Origin of the sequence: Kitasatospora sp. NPDC008115 (assembly GCF_042957205.1) — a bacterium.
Classification (GTDB): domain Bacteria; phylum Actinomycetota; class Actinomycetes; order Streptomycetales; family Streptomycetaceae; genus Kitasatospora.
The window spans coordinates 132241-150268 of the sequence record NZ_JBIBHU010000006.1; the positions used below are offsets into that span (position 1 = coordinate 132241).

19 protein-coding genes are annotated in these 18028 nt (G+C 74.9%); 16 read left to right on the forward strand and 3 right to left on the reverse strand.

What is annotated here, in order from left to right; translation table 11 throughout:
- Nucleotides 1-169: 169 nt before the first annotated feature.
- From ACFZBX_RS10185 to ACFZBX_RS10195, 3 genes are all read right to left on the reverse strand, one after another.
- Nucleotides 170-1000, reverse strand: a complete 831-nt coding sequence (locus ACFZBX_RS10185; RefSeq protein ID WP_391532766.1) for an alpha/beta fold hydrolase — start codon at nt 998-1000, stop codon at nt 170-172.
- A gap of 97 nt (nt 1001-1097) precedes the next feature.
- Nucleotides 1098-2447, reverse strand: a complete 1350-nt coding sequence (locus ACFZBX_RS10190) for an amidase family protein (protein WP_391532767.1) — start codon at nt 2445-2447, stop codon at nt 1098-1100.
- A gap of 139 nt (nt 2448-2586) precedes the next feature.
- A complete protein-coding gene (locus ACFZBX_RS10195; protein ID WP_391532769.1) occupies nt 2587-2943 on the reverse strand; it encodes a hypothetical protein in 357 nt (118 codons plus the stop codon).
- Nucleotides 2944-3163: 220 nt separating this feature from the next.
- On the opposite strand from ACFZBX_RS10195, the gene ACFZBX_RS10200 reads away from it, so the two are divergent.
- The 16 genes from ACFZBX_RS10200 (at nt 3164) to hypE (ending at nt 18001) form a co-directional block, all read left to right on the forward strand.
- Nucleotides 3164-3358, forward strand: coding sequence for a hypothetical protein (locus tag ACFZBX_RS10200; RefSeq protein ID WP_391532770.1), 195 nt, complete (start codon nt 3164-3166; stop codon nt 3356-3358).
- Between the two features lie 115 nt (nt 3359-3473).
- Nucleotides 3474-5153 carry a hydrogenase maturation protein gene (locus ACFZBX_RS10205; RefSeq protein WP_391532772.1) on the forward strand — a complete coding sequence of 560 codons (1680 nt, stop codon included), beginning with the start codon at nt 3474-3476 and terminating at the stop codon, nt 5151-5153.
- A gap of 132 nt (nt 5154-5285) precedes the next feature.
- Nucleotides 5286-6341, forward strand: a complete 1056-nt coding sequence (locus ACFZBX_RS10210) for a hydrogenase expression protein HypE (protein WP_391532774.1) — start codon at nt 5286-5288, stop codon at nt 6339-6341.
- Between the two features lie 82 nt (nt 6342-6423).
- Nucleotides 6424-8208 (forward strand): nickel-dependent hydrogenase large subunit, encoded by a 1785-nt coding sequence (locus ACFZBX_RS10215; RefSeq protein WP_391532775.1) that lies wholly within the window; start codon nt 6424-6426, stop codon nt 8206-8208.
- The gene (locus tag ACFZBX_RS10220) at nt 8205-8696 is read left to right on the forward strand and encodes a thioredoxin (RefSeq protein WP_391532776.1); all 492 of its coding nucleotides are present in this window, start codon (nt 8205-8207) and stop codon (nt 8694-8696) included. Before ACFZBX_RS10215 ends, ACFZBX_RS10220 begins: the two co-directional genes overlap by 4 nt.
- Nucleotides 8693-9346: a DUF5947 family protein gene (locus tag ACFZBX_RS10225; protein ID WP_391532778.1), complete on the forward strand. Its 654-nt coding sequence runs from the start codon at nt 8693-8695 to the stop codon at nt 9344-9346. The genes ACFZBX_RS10220 and ACFZBX_RS10225 overlap by 4 nt, the downstream gene beginning before the upstream one ends.
- Entirely contained in the window at nt 9343-9987 is a 645-nt protein-coding gene (locus tag ACFZBX_RS10230) for a DUF6084 family protein (protein ID WP_391532779.1), read from the forward strand. Before ACFZBX_RS10225 ends, ACFZBX_RS10230 begins: the two co-directional genes overlap by 4 nt.
- Nucleotides 9984-11351: a hypothetical protein gene (locus ACFZBX_RS10235; protein WP_391532780.1), complete on the forward strand. Its 1368-nt coding sequence runs from the start codon at nt 9984-9986 to the stop codon at nt 11349-11351. The genes ACFZBX_RS10230 and ACFZBX_RS10235 overlap by 4 nt, the downstream gene beginning before the upstream one ends.
- Entirely contained in the window at nt 11348-11854 is a 507-nt protein-coding gene (locus tag ACFZBX_RS10240; RefSeq protein WP_391532782.1) for a hydrogenase maturation protease, read from the forward strand. Before ACFZBX_RS10235 ends, ACFZBX_RS10240 begins: the two co-directional genes overlap by 4 nt.
- A complete protein-coding gene (locus ACFZBX_RS10245) occupies nt 11851-11952 on the forward strand; it encodes a DUF6893 family small protein (protein WP_391532784.1) in 102 nt (33 codons plus the stop codon). The genes ACFZBX_RS10240 and ACFZBX_RS10245 overlap by 4 nt, the downstream gene beginning before the upstream one ends.
- Before the next feature lie 117 nt (nt 11953-12069).
- Nucleotides 12070-12456, forward strand: a complete 387-nt coding sequence (gene hypA, locus ACFZBX_RS10250; protein ID WP_391532786.1) for a hydrogenase maturation nickel metallochaperone HypA — start codon at nt 12070-12072, stop codon at nt 12454-12456.
- 4 nt (nt 12457-12460) lie between these two features.
- The gene (gene hypB, locus ACFZBX_RS10255; RefSeq protein ID WP_391532787.1) at nt 12461-13225 is read left to right on the forward strand and encodes a hydrogenase nickel incorporation protein HypB; all 765 of its coding nucleotides are present in this window, start codon (nt 12461-12463) and stop codon (nt 13223-13225) included.
- Nucleotides 13222-15507, forward strand: coding sequence for a carbamoyltransferase HypF (hypF, locus tag ACFZBX_RS10260; RefSeq protein ID WP_391532789.1), 2286 nt, complete (start codon nt 13222-13224; stop codon nt 15505-15507). The genes hypB and hypF overlap by 4 nt, the downstream gene beginning before the upstream one ends.
- Before the next feature lie 13 nt (nt 15508-15520).
- The gene (locus ACFZBX_RS10265; protein ID WP_391532790.1) at nt 15521-15811 is read left to right on the forward strand and encodes a HypC/HybG/HupF family hydrogenase formation chaperone; all 291 of its coding nucleotides are present in this window, start codon (nt 15521-15523) and stop codon (nt 15809-15811) included.
- Complete coding sequence (gene hypD, locus ACFZBX_RS10270; RefSeq protein ID WP_391532791.1) at nt 15808-16932, forward strand: hydrogenase formation protein HypD; 1125 nt, start codon at nt 15808-15810, stop codon at nt 16930-16932. The genes ACFZBX_RS10265 and hypD overlap by 4 nt, the downstream gene beginning before the upstream one ends.
- Nucleotides 16925-18001, forward strand: a complete 1077-nt coding sequence (gene hypE, locus ACFZBX_RS10275) for a hydrogenase expression/formation protein HypE (RefSeq protein WP_391532792.1) — start codon at nt 16925-16927, stop codon at nt 17999-18001. Before hypD ends, hypE begins: the two co-directional genes overlap by 8 nt.
- Nucleotides 18002-18028 lie beyond the last annotated feature (27 nt).

Below are 18028 nucleotides of genomic sequence, written 5' to 3' on the forward strand. Positions count from 1 at the left end.
GGCCCCGGCGCTAGAGACTAGATGTTTCCCGGGCGGTTCGTCACCTCGCCTTGGCCGAAACGTGTTCCGGTGGAACCGCTCCCACCTGCGGATTCCCGGAGCTGGGCGGGTGGTCGTCACTCACACCTTTGCGCCCCGCGGTCGGACACGTGTCTCGAATGCCAGGGTGTCAGCGGGCGGTGGTACGGGCCGCCTGCTCGATGACGCCGGCGACCAGCCCGGGGCGGGAGACGGCGACGGAGTGCGAGGCGGCGACCTCGGTGGTGCGGGCGTGGGCGCGCTCGGCCATGAACCGCTGGGCGGCGGCCGGGATGTTGAGGTCGCGGGTGGTGACGACGGCCCAGCTGGGCTTGGTCTCCCAGGCGGCGGCGGTGGCCTTCTCCTCCAGTGCGGACTGGGCGACGGGGCGCTGTCCGGCGGCCATCAGCGCGGCCCGGTCGGCGGGGACGTCGGCGGCGAACTGCTGACGGAACCGGTCCTGACGGATGTACAGGTCGGTGGCGGTGGTGCCGTCGGCCTGCCGGTAGGTGACCGGGTCCAGGGCGTCGGGGAGGGTGGAGCCGGGGAACCTGCCGGTGAGCTCCAGCGCGCTCTCGCCGGGGGCGGGCAGGAAGGCGGCGACGTAGACCAGGCCCTTGACCTCGGGGTCGCCGGCGCCGGCCTGGCTGATGACGTTGCCGCCGTAGGAGTGGCCGACCAGGATCTTGGGTCCCGGGATGTGGTCGAGCACGGTGCGCAGCGCGGCGGCGTCGGCGGCCGGGCCGCGCAGCGGGTTGGCGGCGGCGACCACGGGGTAGCCGTCGGCGCGCAGTTCGGCGATGACGCCGTTCCAGCTGGAGGCGTCGGCGAAGGCGCCGTGCTCCAGGACGATGGTCGGCCGGGCGCGGCCGGCGGTGTCCCCGGTCGCGCCGCTGGCGGTGCCGGCGAGCAGCAGCCCCGCCGCGAGTGCCGCGAACGCCCCGGTCACCAGTCGCCTGCGCCCGCCCTTGATGCTCACCACGAAGAATCCCTCCCGGATGTTCCGGTCCTGGGCGGGGCGCCGGCCACTCCGACGCCGTCACCGCCATGACTGGTGACGAAGGTGCCAGAGCGCCTCATCACCTGTCAAGGCGGTGACGGTCGCCGCGCAGCAGGGCGTCGACCCGGGCGGCCACCGCCAGCAGCTCCCGGTCGCCCGTACGCCGTCCGATCAGTTGCAGGCCGACCGGCGGCGAGTCGGTGACCGGCAGCGGGACCGTCACCGAGGGCAGGCCCGCGGTGGCGGCGGGGGAGGTGTTGCGGACCAGCGTGGCGAAGGTGGGCGCGTTGCGGCCGTTCAGCGGGAGGGTGTCCTCGTGGCGGTGCAGCGGCCGGGCGCAGACCGGGACGGTGGGTGCGGCCAGCGCGTCCAGCCCGTCGGCGGCGAGGAGTCCGGCGTACGCGGCCTGCATCGCCCGGCGCTCCGCGACCGCCGCCGCCAGCGCGGTGGGCCCCGGGTACCCCGGGCCGGCGGGCAGGGCGCAGGCCTTCAGCACTTCGGCGAGGTCGGGATCGCCCGCCGCGTCCAGCACGGCCTCTGGGGTGAGCCCGGTGCCGTGGGCGTCGAGGTAGCGGGCCAGCGCGGCGTTGAACTCGCCGAAGACCAGGGGGAAGCCGATCCGCTCGTCGAACTCGGCCAGGTGGGCGGTGTCGACGGGCACCCAGACGGCCCCTGCGGCGGTCAGCCGGTCGACGCCCGCCTCCCAGGCCGCCCGGACCGGGCCGTCGAGGTCCTCGGCGAGCACCTGCCGGGGCAGGCCGAGCCGCAGCGGGCGGTCCGGGAGCGGCGTGCTCCCGTTCTCCCCGGTGACCAGGGCGTCCAGTGCGGTGAGCCGCTCCAGGGTGCGGGCGATCGGCCCCGGGGTGTCCCGGGTGGTGGACAGCGGGGTGATGCCGCCGGCGGGGTAGCGTCCGGCGCTGGGCCGCAGGCCGTAGACGCCGCACAGCGCGGCCGGGACGGTGACCGAGCCGCCGGTGTCGGTGCCGAGTCCGGCGTCCGCGACACCGGCCGCCACCGCGGCGGCCGTACCGCCGCTGCTGCCGCCCGCGAACAGTGCCGGGTCGGCGGCGTTGCCGACGGCGCCGAAGGTCCGGTTGCAGGAGGTGGCGCCCATCGACAGTTCGTGCATGTTGGTCTTGCCCAGCACGATCGCCCCCGCCGCGCGCAGGGCGGCCACCACGGGCGCGTCGGCACGGGGGACGAAGCCGCGCAGGGCGGGGGTGCCCGCGGTGTTGGGCAGGCCGGCGACGTGGATGTTGTCCTTGACCACCAGGCACCAGCCCGCTGGGCCGCCCCGGGCGTCGCGGCGGGCCGCCTCGGCGAGCGCGCCCTCGGCGTCCAGGGTGATGAAGGCGTTGAGGTGCGCGGTGGCGGCGGCCCGGTCGAGCGCCGCCGGGACGGTGGTGCGGGCGGGATCGGGTTCGGTCATGGCGGAGGTCTCCTTCATGGTGGTCCGGTCGGGACGTCCCGGCCTCGGGCGTCGGTGCGGCGGCCGGGGTCGGCACACGGCCGCCGTGGCCCGTCCGGGTGATGCCTCCCGGACGGGCCACGGCGGGTCGGGGGTGCCGTCAGGCGGGGATCACCCGGTAGCTCAGCGCCGCCGCCGGGAGGTCGGACTGGGCCAGCGAGCCCGAGGCCCACGGGTGGACGCCGGTGCAGTCGGCCCCGGTGAAGAGCAGCACCGAGGCGGACCCGTTGACGATCTGGACGGAGCGGACGGGCTTCGTCAGAGTGTGGCAGGTGCCGAGGTCGCCGAGGTCGACCGCGCTCACCGCCCCCGTGCCGTTGGCGCCCGCGTAGAGGTACCCGCCCTCCTGCAGCGGGGGCCACCCGGCCGCGGCGTTCGCCGTCCCGGCGCCGAGGCCGACCAGGGCCGCCGTCGCGGCCGCGGCCGCCGTGCGCAGTGTCGTCCGGAGGCTGATCATGGGCAATCACTCTTCCCTTCACACAGGTGACGCGGGACCGCCGTGCTCACCGAGCGACCGGGCCTCGCACCAGCCCAACCGGGCCGGTGGCAGCAGAGCCTGGCACGGGCGATCAGGCCGAAGTGAGTGCAGAACCGGTCAAACACCCGTCTCGTCACCGTCTTGACAGGTGATGAAACGGGGGCGCATCCTGAGTCCGTCCGCAGTCCGGAGGGTGGTCATGAGCAGCGAACGCACCGACGATCCCGCCGCCGAAGCGAGGCTCGCCCGCTTCGGCAGGCTCCCCGAGCGCATCCGCTTCGAGGACATGACGCAGGAGAGGCCCGCCGGACCGGGGGACGCGCCGGGCGACACCTACCACCCCGACGGCGCCTTCAGGTTCTACAACTGCCTGGCCGTCGACTTCGGCCTGTAGCCGGGCCGCGGTCGGGCCGCCGCCTGGGTGAACCGGCGGAGCGGCGCGGCGCGGCCCGTGCGGCCCGGGGAGATGATCGCCGGGTTCACGGGTGCCCACGCCGCCGGAGGCGCACATGCGGATCCTGCTCGTCGCGAGCGCGTTCAACAGCCTCACCCAGCGGGTCCACGCCGAACTGCGCGACCGGCGCCACCGGGTGGACGTCCACCTGGCGGGCGACGACGGGGCGCTGCGCACGGCGGTGCGGGACCACGCCCCGGAGCTGGTGATCGCACCGATGCTCACCACGGCGCTGCCGCGCGACGTCTGGTCGGCCGTCACCTGCCTGATCGTGCACCCCGGCCCGCCCGGCGACCGGGGCCCGTCCGCCCTCGACTGGGCGATCCACGAGGGCGCCACCGAGTGGGGCGTGACGGTCCTCCAGGCCGACGAGGTGATGGACGCCGGCCCCGTCTGGGCCTCGGCGCCCTGCCCGCTGCCGCCCGCCGCCAAGAGCGACCTCTACCGGGGCGAGGTCTCCGACGCCGCCCTCGACGCGGTGCTGCTGGCCGTGCGGCGGTTCGCCTCCGGCACCTTCACCCCCCGCCCGCAGAGCGGCCCCGACTGGCGGGCACCGGACCACACCCGCCCCTACCTGCGCCAGGAGCAGCGGCGGATCGACTGGGAGCGCGACACCACCGACACCGTGGTGCGAAGGCTCCGGGCCGCCGACTCCCGGCCCGGCGTCCTGGACGAACTGCTCGGCGGCGAGTGGTACCTGCACGGCGGCCACCCCGAGCGGACGCTGCGCGGACGCCCCGGCGAGCCGCTGGCCACCAGGGCCGGGGCGCTGTGCCGGGCGACCGCCGACGGCGCGGTGTGGATCCCGGAGCTGCGCCGGCGCCGCCCGCCCGGCGGCCCCGCCACCGTCAAGCTGCCGGCCGTCACCGCCCTCGGCGACGCGCTGCCCCGTCTGCCGGAGCTTCCGGCGCCGCTGATGCCCGCCGGGGACGACCCGGTCTGGTCGGACATCCGCTACCGCGAGGACGGGCCGGTCGGCCTGCTGCGCTTCTCCTTCCCCGGCGGTGCGATGAGCACCGCCCACTGCCGCCGCCTGCTCGACGCCTACCGCTTCGCGCTGACCCGGCCGACCACCGTGCTGGTGCTCGGCGGCGGCCGCGACTTCTTCTCCAACGGCATCCATCTGAACGTGATCGAGGCGGCCGGCGACCCGGCGGCCGAGTCCTGGGCCAACATCAACGCCATCGACGACCTGGCCGAGGCCGTCCTCACCACCGCCGACCGCCTGGTGGTCGCCGCCCTCGGCGGCAACGCGGCGGCCGGCGGCGTGATGCTGGCGCTGGCCGCCGACGAGGTCTGGTGCCGCCGGGGCGCCGTGCTCAACCCGCACTACCGGCTGATGGGCCTGCACGGCTCCGAGTACTGGACGTACAGCCTGCCGCGCAAGGTGGGCGCGGAGCAGGCCCGCCGGCTCACCGAACGGGCGCTGCCGGTGAGCGCCGCGGGGGCCCTGCGGACCGGGCTGGTCGACCGGGTGCTGCCCTGCGCGCCGCGGGAGTTCGAGGCCGAGGCCGCCCGGTTGGCCCGGCTGACCGCCGCCTCGCCGACGGTGCACGGCCGGATCGCCGCCAAGAAGGCCGCCCGGGAGGCCGACGAGCGCGTCCGGCCGCTCGCCGACCACCGGGCGGCGGAGCTGGCCGTGATGCACGGCCAGTTCTTCGACCCGCGCGCGCCGTACCACGCGCTGCGCGCCGCCTTCGTCCGGAAGTCGCCAGCCCCCGCCGCGCGGGCGTGACCCGGACGGCCCACCCGGATCGCGGCTGTCCGGGCGCCCCGGGCGGCTCCGTGGACCGGCGGGACGGGCCGGGGACTGTTATGACGGTTCTGAGCCATTTCGTCCGGCTCCCGGTTCCGAGGAGGCATCCTCATGGGTGCTGCAACAACGAACGCCACCGACACCGACGTGGTGCACATTCTCTGGATCAACGCGGGCCTGAGCTGCGACGGCGACTCGGTCGCCCTGACCGCCGCCATGCAGCCGAGCATCGAGGAGATCGTCACCGGGGCCCTGCCCGGCCTGCCGAAGGTCGCCGTGCACTGGCCGCTGATCGACTTCGAGTGCGGCCCGGTCCAGGGCGCCGACAACTTCGTCGAGTGGTTCTTCAAGGCCGACCGCGGCGAACTCGACCCGTTCGTCCTGGTCGTCGAGGGGTCCATCCCCAACGAGCGGATCAAGGAGGAGGGCTACTGGTGCGGCTTCGGCGACGACCCCGCCACCGGCCAGCCGATCACCACCAGTGAATGGCTGGACCGCCTCGCCCCCAAGGCCACCGCGGTCGTCGCGATCGGCACCTGCGCCACCTACGGCGGCATCCACGCGATGGAGGGCAACCCGACCGGCGCCATGGGCGTGCCCGACCACCTCGGCTGGGACTGGAAGTCCAAGGCCGGCCTGCCGATCGTCTGCGTGCCCGGCTGCCCCATCCAGCCCGACAACTTCGCCGAGACCCTGACCTACCTGCTCTACCAGCTGGCCGGCTCCGCGCCGATGATCCCGCTGGACGACAAGCTGCGCCCGGCCTGGCTGTTCGGCGCCACCGTGCACGAGGGCTGCGACCGCGGCGGCTACTACGAGCAGGGGCAGTTCGCCACCGACTACGGCACGCCGGAGTGCCTGGTGCGGCTCGGCTGCTGGGGCCCGGTCGTCAAGTGCAACGTCACCAAGCGCGGCTGGATCAACGGCATCGGCGGCTGCCCCAACGTCGGCGGCATCTGCATCGCCTGCACGATGCCCGGCTTCCCCGACAAGTTCATGCCGTTCATGGACCCGCCGCCCGGCTCGGGGGTCTCCAGCAAGGCCAGCCGGACGTACGGCGCGGTGGTCCGCAGGCTGCGCGCCATCACCCTCCGCACGCTCGACAAGGAACCCAGGTGGCGCCATCCCGGGCACACCCTGACCACCGGCTACCGCCCGCCGCGGTGACCGGAAGGGCCGCCGCGCCCCGGGCGCGGCGGCCCCGCCGCCGCCTCCCCCTCCCCGCCTCCAGAAGGGCACGACAGACACGATGACGACGACGAGCAGGGCGGCCGGGGACGGCAACGGCCTGGTGGAGATGTCCTGGGACCCGATCACCCGGATCGTGGGCAGCCTGGGCATCCACACGAAGATCGACTTCAAGCAGAAGAAGGTCGCGGAGTGCTACAGCACCTCCTCGGTCTTCCGCGGCTACAGCGTCTTCATGCGGGGCAAGGACCCCCGCGACGCCCACTTCATCACCAGCCGGATCTGCGGCATCTGCGGCGACAACCACGCCACCTGTTCGGTCTACGCGCAGAACATGGCCTACGGGGTGAAGCCCCCGCACCTCGGCGAGTGGATCATCAACCTCGGCGAGGCCGCCGAGTACATGTTCGACCACAACATCTTCCAGGAGAACCTGGTCGGGGTCGACTACTGCGAGAAGATGGTCCGCGAGACCAACCCCGGCGTGCTGGACCTCGCCGAGCGCACCGAGGCGCCGCACGCCGGCGACCACGGCTACCGCACCATCGCCGACATCATGCGCTCGCTCAACCCCATCGAGGGGGAGTTCTACCGCGAGGCGCTCCAGGTCAGCCGCTACACCCGGGAGATGTTCTGCCTGATGGAGGGCCGCCACGTGCACCCCTCCACGCTCTACCCCGGCGGGGTCGGCACGGTGGCCACCGTCCAGCTGTTCACCGACTACCTCACCCGGCTGATGCGCTACGTCGAGTTCATGAAGAAGGTCGTACCGCTCCACGACGACCTCTTCGACTTCTTCTACCAGGCCCTGCCCGGCTACGAGGAGGTCGGCCGCCGGCGCGTCCTGCTCGGCTGCTGGGGCAGCCTCAACGACCCCGACCACTGCGACTTCACCTACCGCAACATGACCGACTGGGGCCGGCGGATGTTCGTCACCCCCGGCGTCGTCGTCGACGGCAAGCTGGTCACCAACGACCTCACCCGGATCAACCTCGGCATCCGCATCCTGCTCGGCAGCTCCTACTACCAGGACTGGGAGGGCCAGGAGCAGTTCGTCACCCACGACCCGCTCGGCAACCCCGTCGACCCCCGCCACCCCTGGAACCAGCACACCATCCCCGCCCCGCAGAAGCGCGACTTCGACGACAAGTACAGCTGGGTGATGTCCCCGCGCTGGTTCGACGGCACCGACCACCTCGCCCTGGACACCGGCGGCGGCCCGATCGCCCGCCTGTGGTCCACCGCCCTGTCCGGGCTGGTGGACATCGGCTACGTCAAGGCCACCGGCCACAGCGTGCTGATCAACCTGCCGCGCTCGATGACCAAGCCGGAGACCACCTTCGAGTGGAAGATCCCGCAGTGGAGCAACGCCCTGGAACGCAACCGCGCCCGCACCTACTTCCAGGCCTACGCGGCCGCCTGCGCCCTGCACTTCGCCGAGAAGGCGCTGGACGAGGTCCGGGCCGGGCGCAGCCGCACCTGGGAGCGCTTCGAGGTGCCGGACGAGTCCATCGGCTGCGGCTTCACCGAGGCCGTGCGCGGCGTCCTGTCGCACCACATGGTGATCCGGGACGGCAAGATCGCCAACTACCACCCGTACCCGCCCACCCCGTGGAACGCCAGCGTGCGCGACAGCCTGGGCACCCCCGGGCCCTACGAGGACGCCGTCCAGAACACCCCGATCTTCGAGGAGAACCCGCCGGACGAGTTCAAGGGCATCGACATCATGCGCGCCGTCCGCAGCTTCGACCCCTGCCTGCCCTGCGGCGTGCACATGTACGTCGGCGGCGGACGCACCGTGCAGAAGATGCACGTGCCCACCGGCCTGAGCGGGCTCACCGCATGACGGCGGAACAGACCGGACTGCGGATCCAGGAGGCCCTCGACCGGCTCGACGGCATCGACGGGCCCGGCGGCGCCGGGGCCGCCCAGCAGGCCGGCGAGCAACTGGTGCGCGACCTCATGGACTTCTACCACGAGGGCCTCACCCGGATCGTCACGGCGCTGCCCGGCCCCGCCCTCACCGCGCTGCTGGACGACCCGGCGGTGGCCGCCCTGCTCGTCCTGCACGAACTGCACCCCGAGGACACCACCGCGCGGATCCACCGGGCGCTCGCCGCACTCCCCGAACCGGTCGAGCTGACCGGCTTCGACCCCGCCACCGGCACCGCCCGGCTGCGCCGCGTCCGCGCCGGCTGCGGCTGCTCCGAGGAGGACGTCGAGGCCGCCCTCGCCTGCCACGCGCCCGAGGTGGCGGCCACGGTGTTCGAACGCGCGCCGCAGCTGCTCCAGATCGCCACCCGCCCGGACACCCCGGCGGAGGCCGCCCGGTGAACACCCGCCAACCTGCCCGGCCCGGCACCGCCCTGCTGCACCGGCTGCGCGAGCCCGCACCCCCGCAGCCCGAGCGCTGCGCCTTCTGCGGCCAGGGCGTCCCCCCGTCGCACCGGCACCTGGTCGACACCGAGGAGCAGACCCTCACCTGCGTCTGCACCGCCTGCGGCCTGCTGTTCCGGCAGCCCGCCGCGGCCGGCGGCCGCTACCGCCACGTCCCCGACCGCCACCTCACCGACCCCGACCCGGAGCACCGGATCGACGAACAGGCCTGTAGTGCCCTCGGCATCCCGGTCGGCACCGCCTTCCTGTTCCGCAACGCCCGGCAGGACCGCCTCGTGCTGCTCTACCCCGGCCCCGGCGGCGCCACCGAGAGCGAACCCGACGAGGCCGCCTGGCACACCGCCCTCGGCGGCAGCCGGCTCGCCGCCGCCCTGGAACCCGACGTCGAGGCGCTGCTGCTGCGCCGCACCGGCACCGGCGTCCACTGCCTGCTGGTGCCGATCGACGCCTGCTACGAACTGGTCGGCCGGCTGCGGCGCTGCTGGAAGGGGTTCGACGGCGGGGCCGAGGCCAGGGCCGAGGTCGACGCCTTCTTCGCCCGGCTCGCCGAACGGGCCCGCCCGCTGCGAGAGGACGCCCCCCGGTGACCCCGCTCGCCTTCTCCTGCACCGCCGTCCGCGCCGCCGAACACGCCGCCGGCCCCACCCTGCTCTTCCGGCTGCGGATCACCGCCCCGCCCGGCACCCTGGTGCACGCCCTGGCGCTCCGCTGCCAACTGCGCATCGAGCCCGCCCGGCGCGGCTACGGCGCGGCGGAGGCCGGGCGGCTCACCGACCTGTTCGGCGAACGCGCCCGCTGGGCCACCACCCTCAACCCGGTCGAGTTCGCCCAGGTGCCGCTGATGGTCCCCGGCTTCACCGGCGAGACCGAGCTGGACCTGCCCGTCCCCTGCACCTACGACCAGGACGTCGCCGCCCCCCGCTACCTCAGGGCGCTGGAGGACGGCGACGTGCCGCTGCTGCTGCTGTTCTCCGGCACCGCCTTCGCCGGCCCCGGCGGCTTCCAGGTCTCCCCGGTGCCCTGGGACCGGGAGGCCACGGTGCGGATGCCCGTCCGGGTCTGGCGCGAGGCGATCGACCGGCACTTCCCCGGCTGCGGCTGGCTGCGGCTGCCCGAGGAGCTGATGGACGCGCTGCTCGCCTACCGCTCGCGCCGAGCCCTGCCCTCCTGGGAGGCGACCGTGCGCGAACTGCTGGCCGGCGCCCCGGTCGAGGAGACGGCCCGGTGAGCGCCTCCGCCCTCCCCTCCGCCACCGAGGCCGCCTTCGCCCACGCCCGGCAGATCGCCGACGCCGTCCTGTTCGAGGGCTACGTCCTCTACCCCTACCGGGCGTCCGCCGCCAAGAACCGGCTGCGCTGGCAGTTCGGCGTGCTCGTCCCGCCGGGCTACGGCGCCGACAGCGGCGAGCACTTCCACCAGCGCACCGAATGCCTGATGGAGCCGCGCCCCGGCGACCGGCTGGCCGTCGAACTGCGCTTCCTGCGGGCCCGGCGGCGCACCGTCGAACAGGCCCTGCCCGGCGGCGGCTACGAGGAGACCGACGCGCTCGAACTCGCCGACCGGGTCCTGCAGCCATGGGACGAGGGCGTCGAGCAGCGCATCGAACTCGACGTTCCGGTGGAGGAGTTGGGCGAGGAGCTGGTCCGCCCGTTCCACCTTCCGGCCGGCCGGTGGACCGAGCCGCTGCGCGCCGACGGCGCCGTCGTCGGCCGGCTGCTGCGCCGCTGGGAGCGGGCCGACGGCCTGCTGCGGCTGAGCGCCCGGGAGGTCCCCGGCCCGTACGGGGTGCGGCTGCTGACCGCGGTGGTGGAGAACACCACCGACTGGGCGCCGCGGCCGGACGACGGACGGGAGGCGGCGCTGGCCCGCTCGCTGGTCTCGGCGCACCTGCTGCTCGGGCTCGAACGCGGCACCTTCCTGTCGCCGACCGACCCGCCCGAGTGGGCGAAGGACGCCGCCGCGGAGTGCCGCAACGAGCACACCTGGCCGGTGCTGGCCGGCCCGCCCGGTCCCGACCGGGTGGTGCTCTCCTCGCCGATCATCCTGGAGGACCACCCGGCCGTCGCCCCCGAGAGCCCCGGCGCGCTCTACGACGCCACCGAGATCGACGAGATCCTCGCCCTGCGCACCGCCGCCCTGACCGACCGCGAGAAGCGGGAGGCCCGGGGCACCGACGAGCGGGCCGGCGCGGTGATCGACCTCGCCGACTCGATGCCCCCGGAGGTACTGGAGCGCCTGCACGGCGCCGTCCGGGGCCTGCGCGAGATCACCGGCAACGCGCCCGGGCAGCCCTGGTGGGACCCGGGCGACGACCCCGGGGTGGACCCCGAGCGGGACCGCGTCCTGGTCGACGGCCGCGAGGTCGGCGCCGGCAGCCGGGTCCTGCTGCGGCCCGGCCGGCGGCGCACCGACGCCCAGGACCTCTTCCTGGCCGGCCGCACCGCCGTGGTGGAGGCCGTGCTGCACGACGTCGACGGCTCGGTGCACCTGGCGGTGACCCTGGAGGACGACCCGGGCGCGGACCTGTGGCGCGCCCAGGGCCGCTTCCGCTACTTCCAGCCGGACGAGATCACCCCGCTGGAGGGGCCGTGACGGCGGGAAAGGTGCTGGTCGCCGGGGTGGGCAACATCTTCCTCGGTGACGACGGCTTCGGGGTGGAGACCGTGCGCAGACTGCGGGAGCACCCGCTGCCGCCCGACGTCGAACTGCTCGACGTCGGTGTGCGCGGCGTCCACCTGGCGTACCGGCTCCTCGACGGCTACCGGACGCTGGTGCTGGTGGACGCGACCTCGCGCGGTGGCGAGCCGGGCACCGTGTACCTGATCGAGGCGGACGCCGGGCCGCTGGAGGCACCGGTGCTGGACGGGCACCGGATGGGCCCGGACGCCGTGCTCGCGCTGCTCGGCACGCTGGCCGCCGGGACCGGCGGCTCACCGCCGGACCGGGTCCTCGTGGTGGGGTGCGAGCCGCAGTCGCTGGAGGAGGGGATCGGACTGAGCGCGCCGGTGGCCGCCGCCGTCGAGGAGGCGGTCCGGCTGGTCCTGCGGACCGTCGGCGCGCCCGCGCAAGCCAAGAGAGAGGTCACACCGTCATGAGGAAGCTGCTGTGCGCCGCCGTGCTCGCCGCCGCCGTCGCCCTGGTCGTGCAGAACCTGGACGACCTGAAGCGCTATCTGCGCATCCGCCGGATGTGAGCGGGGCGTTGGTGCGTCCGGCGTAGTCCCGGGTGCGGCGGCGGCGCGGCTCCGGGCCGTCGCCGCCGCCGCGGCCTGTAATGGGGCCCGTTGCCTCCCAGCCGGGAACGGGGCCCCATGCACGAGATGTCGATCGCGACGGCCGTCGTCGAGCAGGTGGACGCCGCGGCGCGCGAGCACGGGGCGCAGGCGGTCGCGCGGGTGCGGCTGCAGGTCGGCGAGCTGGCCGGGGTGGTGCCCGAGGCTCTCGACTTCTGCTTCGAACTGGCCTGCGCCGGAACGCTGGTGGCGGGCGCCGTGCTGGAGACCGAGGCGGTGGCGGCGCGGGCCAGGTGCCTGCCGTGCGCGGCCGAGTGGGCCGTCGGCATGCCGCCCGACCTCGGCTGCCCGCACTGCTCCGGCGGCCGGGTCGAACTGCTGGCGGGCCGCGAACTGCAGATCCTCGGCGTTGAGTGGGCCGGACGCCCGCCGGGCGCCGTGGCCGGTGCCGGACAGGAAGGCTGAACCCATGTGTCGCTCGGTGGAACTCCGGCAGGCGGTCCTCGCCCGGAACGACGACGGGGCCCGCGAACTGCGCGCCCGGCTGCTCGCCCGCGGCACCGTCGCGGTGAACCTGCTCTCCAGCCCCGGCAGCGGCAAGACCGCGCTGCTGGAGGCCGAACTCGGGCTCGCCAGGGAGCGCGGGATCGCGGTCGCCGCGCTCACCGCCGACCTCGCGACCGAGAACGACGCGGTGCGCCTGGCCCGTTCGGGCGTGCCGGTGAAGCAGGTGCTCACCGACGGGCTCTGCCACCTGGAGACCGCCATGCTCAGCGGGCAGCTGGCCGGCTGGCTCCCGGAGGGGACCAGGCTGCTGTTCGTGGAGAACGTCGGCAACCTGGTCTGCCCGGCCTCCTACGACCTCGGCGAGTCGCTGCGGGTGGTGCTCGCCTCGGTCACCGAGGGGGAGGACAAGCCGCTGAAGTACCCGACGGCGTTCGGGCTCGCCAACCTGGTGCTGGTGACCAAGGCCGACCTGGCGGCGGCGGTGGAGTTCGACGAGGCCGCCTTCCTGGCCGCCGTCGAGCGGGTCAACCCGGGGGTGGAGGTGGTGTTCACCTCCGCCAGGACCGGACAGGGCGCGGGGGAGCTGCTGACCCGGGCCCTCGCGGTGCTGGACGGCGCGGGCGTCCACCGGCCCGTGATGGCGGGCGCGCCGCAGCACGGGCACACCCACACCCACACTCACGGGCACGGGCACTCGCACGCGGGTGCGGCGGCGGAGCGGGCGTGACGGTACGGCGCCGGGTGGCCGTCAGCGGCGTCGTCCAGGGCGTCGGCTTCCGGCCCTTCGTCCACGCGCTCGCCACCGAACTGGGACTCGCCGGCACCGTCACCAACACCGGCGAAGGCGTGCTGGCCGAGGTCGAGGGCGGGCGGGAGGCCGTGGAGGCGTTCTGCCGCCGGATCGCCGGCGACGCGCCGCCGCTCGCCCTGGTCGCCGCCGTGGAGCACGCGCCGCTGCCGGCGACCGGCGAGCACGGCTTCGCCATCACGCCCTCCCGGGACGGCGGACCCCGCCGCACCCTGGTCCCGCCGGACGCCGCCACCTGCGCCGACTGCCTCGCCGAACTCGCCGACCCGGCCGACCGCCGCCACCGGCACCCGTTCATCAGCTGCACCAACTGCGGACCGCGCCACACCATCGTCACCGGCCTGCCCTACGACCGCGTCAACACCACCATGGCCGGCTTCCCGCTCTGCCCGGACTGCGCCCGGGAGTACACCGACCCCGCCGACCGGCGCTTCCACGCCCAGCCGCTCTGCTGCCACGCCTGCGGTCCCCGGCTCGCCCTCACCGTCCCCGGCCGGCCCGTCGTCGAGCGGGAGGCCGCCCTCGACGGCGCCCGCCGGCTGCTGCGCGAGGGCGCCGTCCTCGCCGTCAAGGGCATCGGCGGCTACCACCTGGCCTGCGACGCGCGGAACCCGCGGAGCGTCACCCGGCTGCGCGAGCGCAAACGGCGCGGCGCCAAACCCTTCGCCCTGATGGCCCGGGACCTCGGGGAGCTCGCCGCCCTGGTCCGGACCGGACCGGTCGAGGAGGAGCTGCTGACCGGCCCGGCCCGGCCGATCGTGCTGCTGCGCCGCTCGGGCCCGGGCCCGGAGGCGGTGGCGCCCGGCAGCCCCGACCTCGGGGTGATGCTGCCCTACACCCCGCTGCACCACCTGCTGCTCGCCCCGCCCGGGCCCGCCCTGCTGGTGATGACCAGCGCCAACCTCTCCGGCGAGCCCATCGTGACGGACGACCGGGAGGCCCTCACCCGGCTCGCCCCGCTGGTCGACGGCTGGCTGACGCACGACCGGGTGATCCACGTCCCCTGTGAGGACTCGGTGGTCCGGGTCGTGGACGGGGAGCGGCTGCCGCTGCGGCGCTCGCGCGGCTACGCCCCGCTGCCGTTGCCGCTCCCGGTGCCGGTGCGGCCCGCGCTGGCCGCCGGCGGGGACCTCAAGAACGCCTTCGCGCTGGCGGCGGGCGGCTACGCCTGGCTGTCCGGGCACATCGGGGACATGGACGACCTCGCCACCCTGGGCGCCTTCGACCGCGCGGTGGCCCAGTTGGGGGCCGTCACCGGGGTGCGGCCGGAGGTGCTGGTGGTGGACCGCCACCCCGGCTACCGCTCGGCCCGGCACGCCCGGCGCACCGTCCCGGCGGCCGAGACGCGGACGGTGCAGCACCACCACGCGCACATCGCCTCGGCGATGGCGGAACACGGCCTCGACGGCAGCCGGCCCGTCATCGGGGTCGCCTTCGACGGCACCGGCTACGGCGACGACGGCGCCGTGTGGGGCGGCGAGGTGCTGCTCGCCGACTACGACGGCTTCCGCCGGTTCGGCCACCTGGCCTGCGTGCCGCTGCCGGGCGGCGACGCGGCGGTGCGGCGCCCGTACCGGATGGCGCTTGCCCACCTCTGGGCGGCGGGCCTGCCGTGGAGTGCCGGCCTGCCCGCCGTCCGGGCCTGTCCGGACGATGAACTGAGAGTGCTGGAGCGGCAGTTGGAGCGCTCGCTGAACTGCGTGCCGACCTCCAGCATGGGGCGGCTGTTCGACGCGGTCTCCGCACTGGCCGGGGTCTGCCAGCTGGCCGGGTACGAGGCGCAGGCGGCGGTCGAACTGGAGGCGGCGGCGCTGGAGCACGGACCGGCCGACGGGTACGCCTTCGCGCTCCGCCGCGAGGGCGGCGTGCTGGTCGGCGATCCCGGACCGGTGCTGGCGGCGCTGGTCGCGGACCTCGCCGCCGGGGCGCCGGCCGGACTGGTCGCCGCCCGCTTCCACGGCGCGGTGGCCGGCCTGGTCAGCGCGCTGTGCCGGGCCGCCCGCGCGGAGTGCGGCCTGGAGACGGTCGCGCTGACCGGCGGGGTCTTCGCCAACGCGCTGCTCTCCGCCGACTGCGGGCGCCGCCTGCGGGCCGACGGCTTCACCGTGCTGCGGCACCGCCGGGTGCCGCCCAACGACGGCGGACTGGCACTCGGCCAGCTGATGGTGGCCGCCCGGGCCAGCGGCCCGGGCGCCGGTTGAGAGGAGAGGCCCGATGTGCCTGGCGGTGCCCGGCAGGGTGATGGAGATCGAGGAGCGGGACGGGACCCGGATGGCGGTCGTCGACTTCGGCGGCGTCGTCAAGGACGTCTGCCTGGAGTACCTCCCCGATCTGGCGGTGGGTGAGTACGCCATCGTGCACGTGGGGTTCGCGTTGCAGCGGCTGGACGAGGAGTCGGCCCGGCGGACCCTCGACCTCTTCGCCGAACTCGGCCTGTTGCAGGAGGAGTTCGGCGACCCGTGGGAGGCGGCGGCCGGGCAGGCCGGAACGGAGGAGCGGAGTTGAGGTACCTGGAGGAGTTCCAGAACCCGGAGTTGGCGGGCGGGCTGCTCGCGGACATCCGGGCGACGGTGACCAGGCCGTGGGCGCTGATGGAGGTGTGCGGCGGGCAGACGCACAGCATCATCCGGCACGGAATCGACCAACTGCTGCCCGAGGGATTGGAGTTGATCCACGGGCCGGGCTGCCCGGTGTGCGTGACCCCGCTGGAGGTGATCGACCGGGCGCTGGCGATCGCCGCCCGGCCCGGGGTGGTCTTCTGCTCCTTCGGCGACATGCTGCGGGTGCCGGGCACCGACCGCGACCTGTTCCGGGTGCGGAGCGAGGGCGGGGACGTGCGGGTGGTCTACTCGCCGCTGGACGCGCTGCGGATCGCCAGGGAGAACCCGGACCGCGAGGTGGTGTTCTTCGGCATCGGCTTCGAGACCACCGCCCCGCCGAACGCGATGGCCGTGCACCAGGCGAGGAAGCAGGGCGTGCGCAACTTCAGCATGCTGGTCTCGCACGTACGGGTGCCCCCGGCCGTCGAGGCGATCATGAACGCGCCGGAATGCCGGGTGCAGGCCTTCCTCGCCGCCGGGCACGTGTGCAGCGTGATGGGCGTCGAGGAGTACCCGGAACTGGCCGAGCGCCACCGGGTGCCGATCGTGGTCACCGGTTTCGAGCCGCTGGACATCCTGGAGGGGATCCGGCGCGCCGTACGGCAGTTGGAGCGCGGCGAGCACGCCGTCGACAACGCCTACCCGAGGGCCGTCCGCCCCGAGGGCAACCCGGCGGCCCGGGCCATGCTGGCGGACGTCTTCGAGGTGACCGACCGGGCCTGGCGGGGGATCGGTGTCATCCCGCGGAGCGGCTGGCGGCTCTCGCCGCGCTACCGCGACCACGACGCCGAGTACCGCTTCGACGTCTCCGGCATCACCACCCGGGAGCCGGCGCAGTGCCGCAGCGGCGAGGTGTTGCAGGGCCTGCTCAAGCCCGACCGGTGCGAGGCCTTCGGCACCGTCTGCACCCCGCGTACCCCGCTCGGCGCGACCATGGTGTCCAGCGAGGGAGCCTGCGCCGCGTACTACCTCTACCGGCGGCTGGGCGTGCCGGGCGCCTCCAGGGAGGCGAGCCCCGTTGGCTGACACCGGGACCCTTGCCACCGGGCCGGACCTCTCCGGCTGGAGCTGCCCGCTGCCGCTGCGCGACCACCCCCGGGTGGTGATGGGGCACGGCGGCGGCGGGGCGCTGTCCGCCGAGCTGGTCGCGGGCCTGTTCGCCCCGGCCTTCGGCGGCCGGACGCTGGCCGGCCTCGCGGACTCCGCCGTGCTCGAACTCGGCGGCGCCAGGCTGGCGTTCTCCACCGACTCCTTCGTGGTGCGGCCGCTGTTCTTCCCCGGCGGCAGCATCGGCGACCTCGCCGTCAACGGGACGGTCAACGACCTCGCGATGAGCGGGGCGCGGCCCGCCTACCTGTCCTGCGGCTTCATCCTGGAGGAGGGGGTGGAGCTGGCGGTGGTGGACCGGGTGGCCCGGGCCCTCGGCGCCGCCGCCCGGACGGCCGGGGTGGAGGTGGTCACCGGGGACACCAAGGTGGTGGAGGCGGGCCGCGGCGACGGCGTCTACCTGAACACCGCCGGTATCGGGCTGGTCCCGGCGGGCGTGGACATCAGGCCGCAACGGGCCGTGCCGGGCGATGTGGTGATCGTCAGCGGGGACATCGGGGTGCACGGTGTCGCCGTCATGAGCGTCCGCGAGGGCCTGGAGTTCGGGGTCGCGATCGAGAGCGACTGCGCCGCGCTCGGCGGCCTGGTCGAGGCGATGCTCGCGGTCACCCCCGACCTGCACGTGCTGCGCGATCCCACCCGGGGCGGGCTGGGCGCGGCGCTCAACGAGATCGCGGCGGCTGCCGGGGTGGGCGTGGTGGTGCGCGAGCGGTCGGTGCCGGTGCCGCCCGAAGTGGCCAACGCCTGCGCCGTGCTGGGCCTCGACCCGATGTACGTCGCCAACGAGGGCAAGCTGGTCGCCTTCGTGCCGCGCGGGGAGGCGGACGCGGTGCTCGCGGCGATGCGGGCGCATCCGCTGGGCGCGGGCGCGGCGGTGATCGGCGAATGCGTGGCCGACCACCCCGGCGCGGTCGTCGCCCGGACGGCGTTCGGCGGCACCCGGGTGGTGGACCTGCCGATGGGGGAGCAGCTGCCGAGGATCTGCTAGCCCGCACCCGAGGCCCCCGTGGTCCCC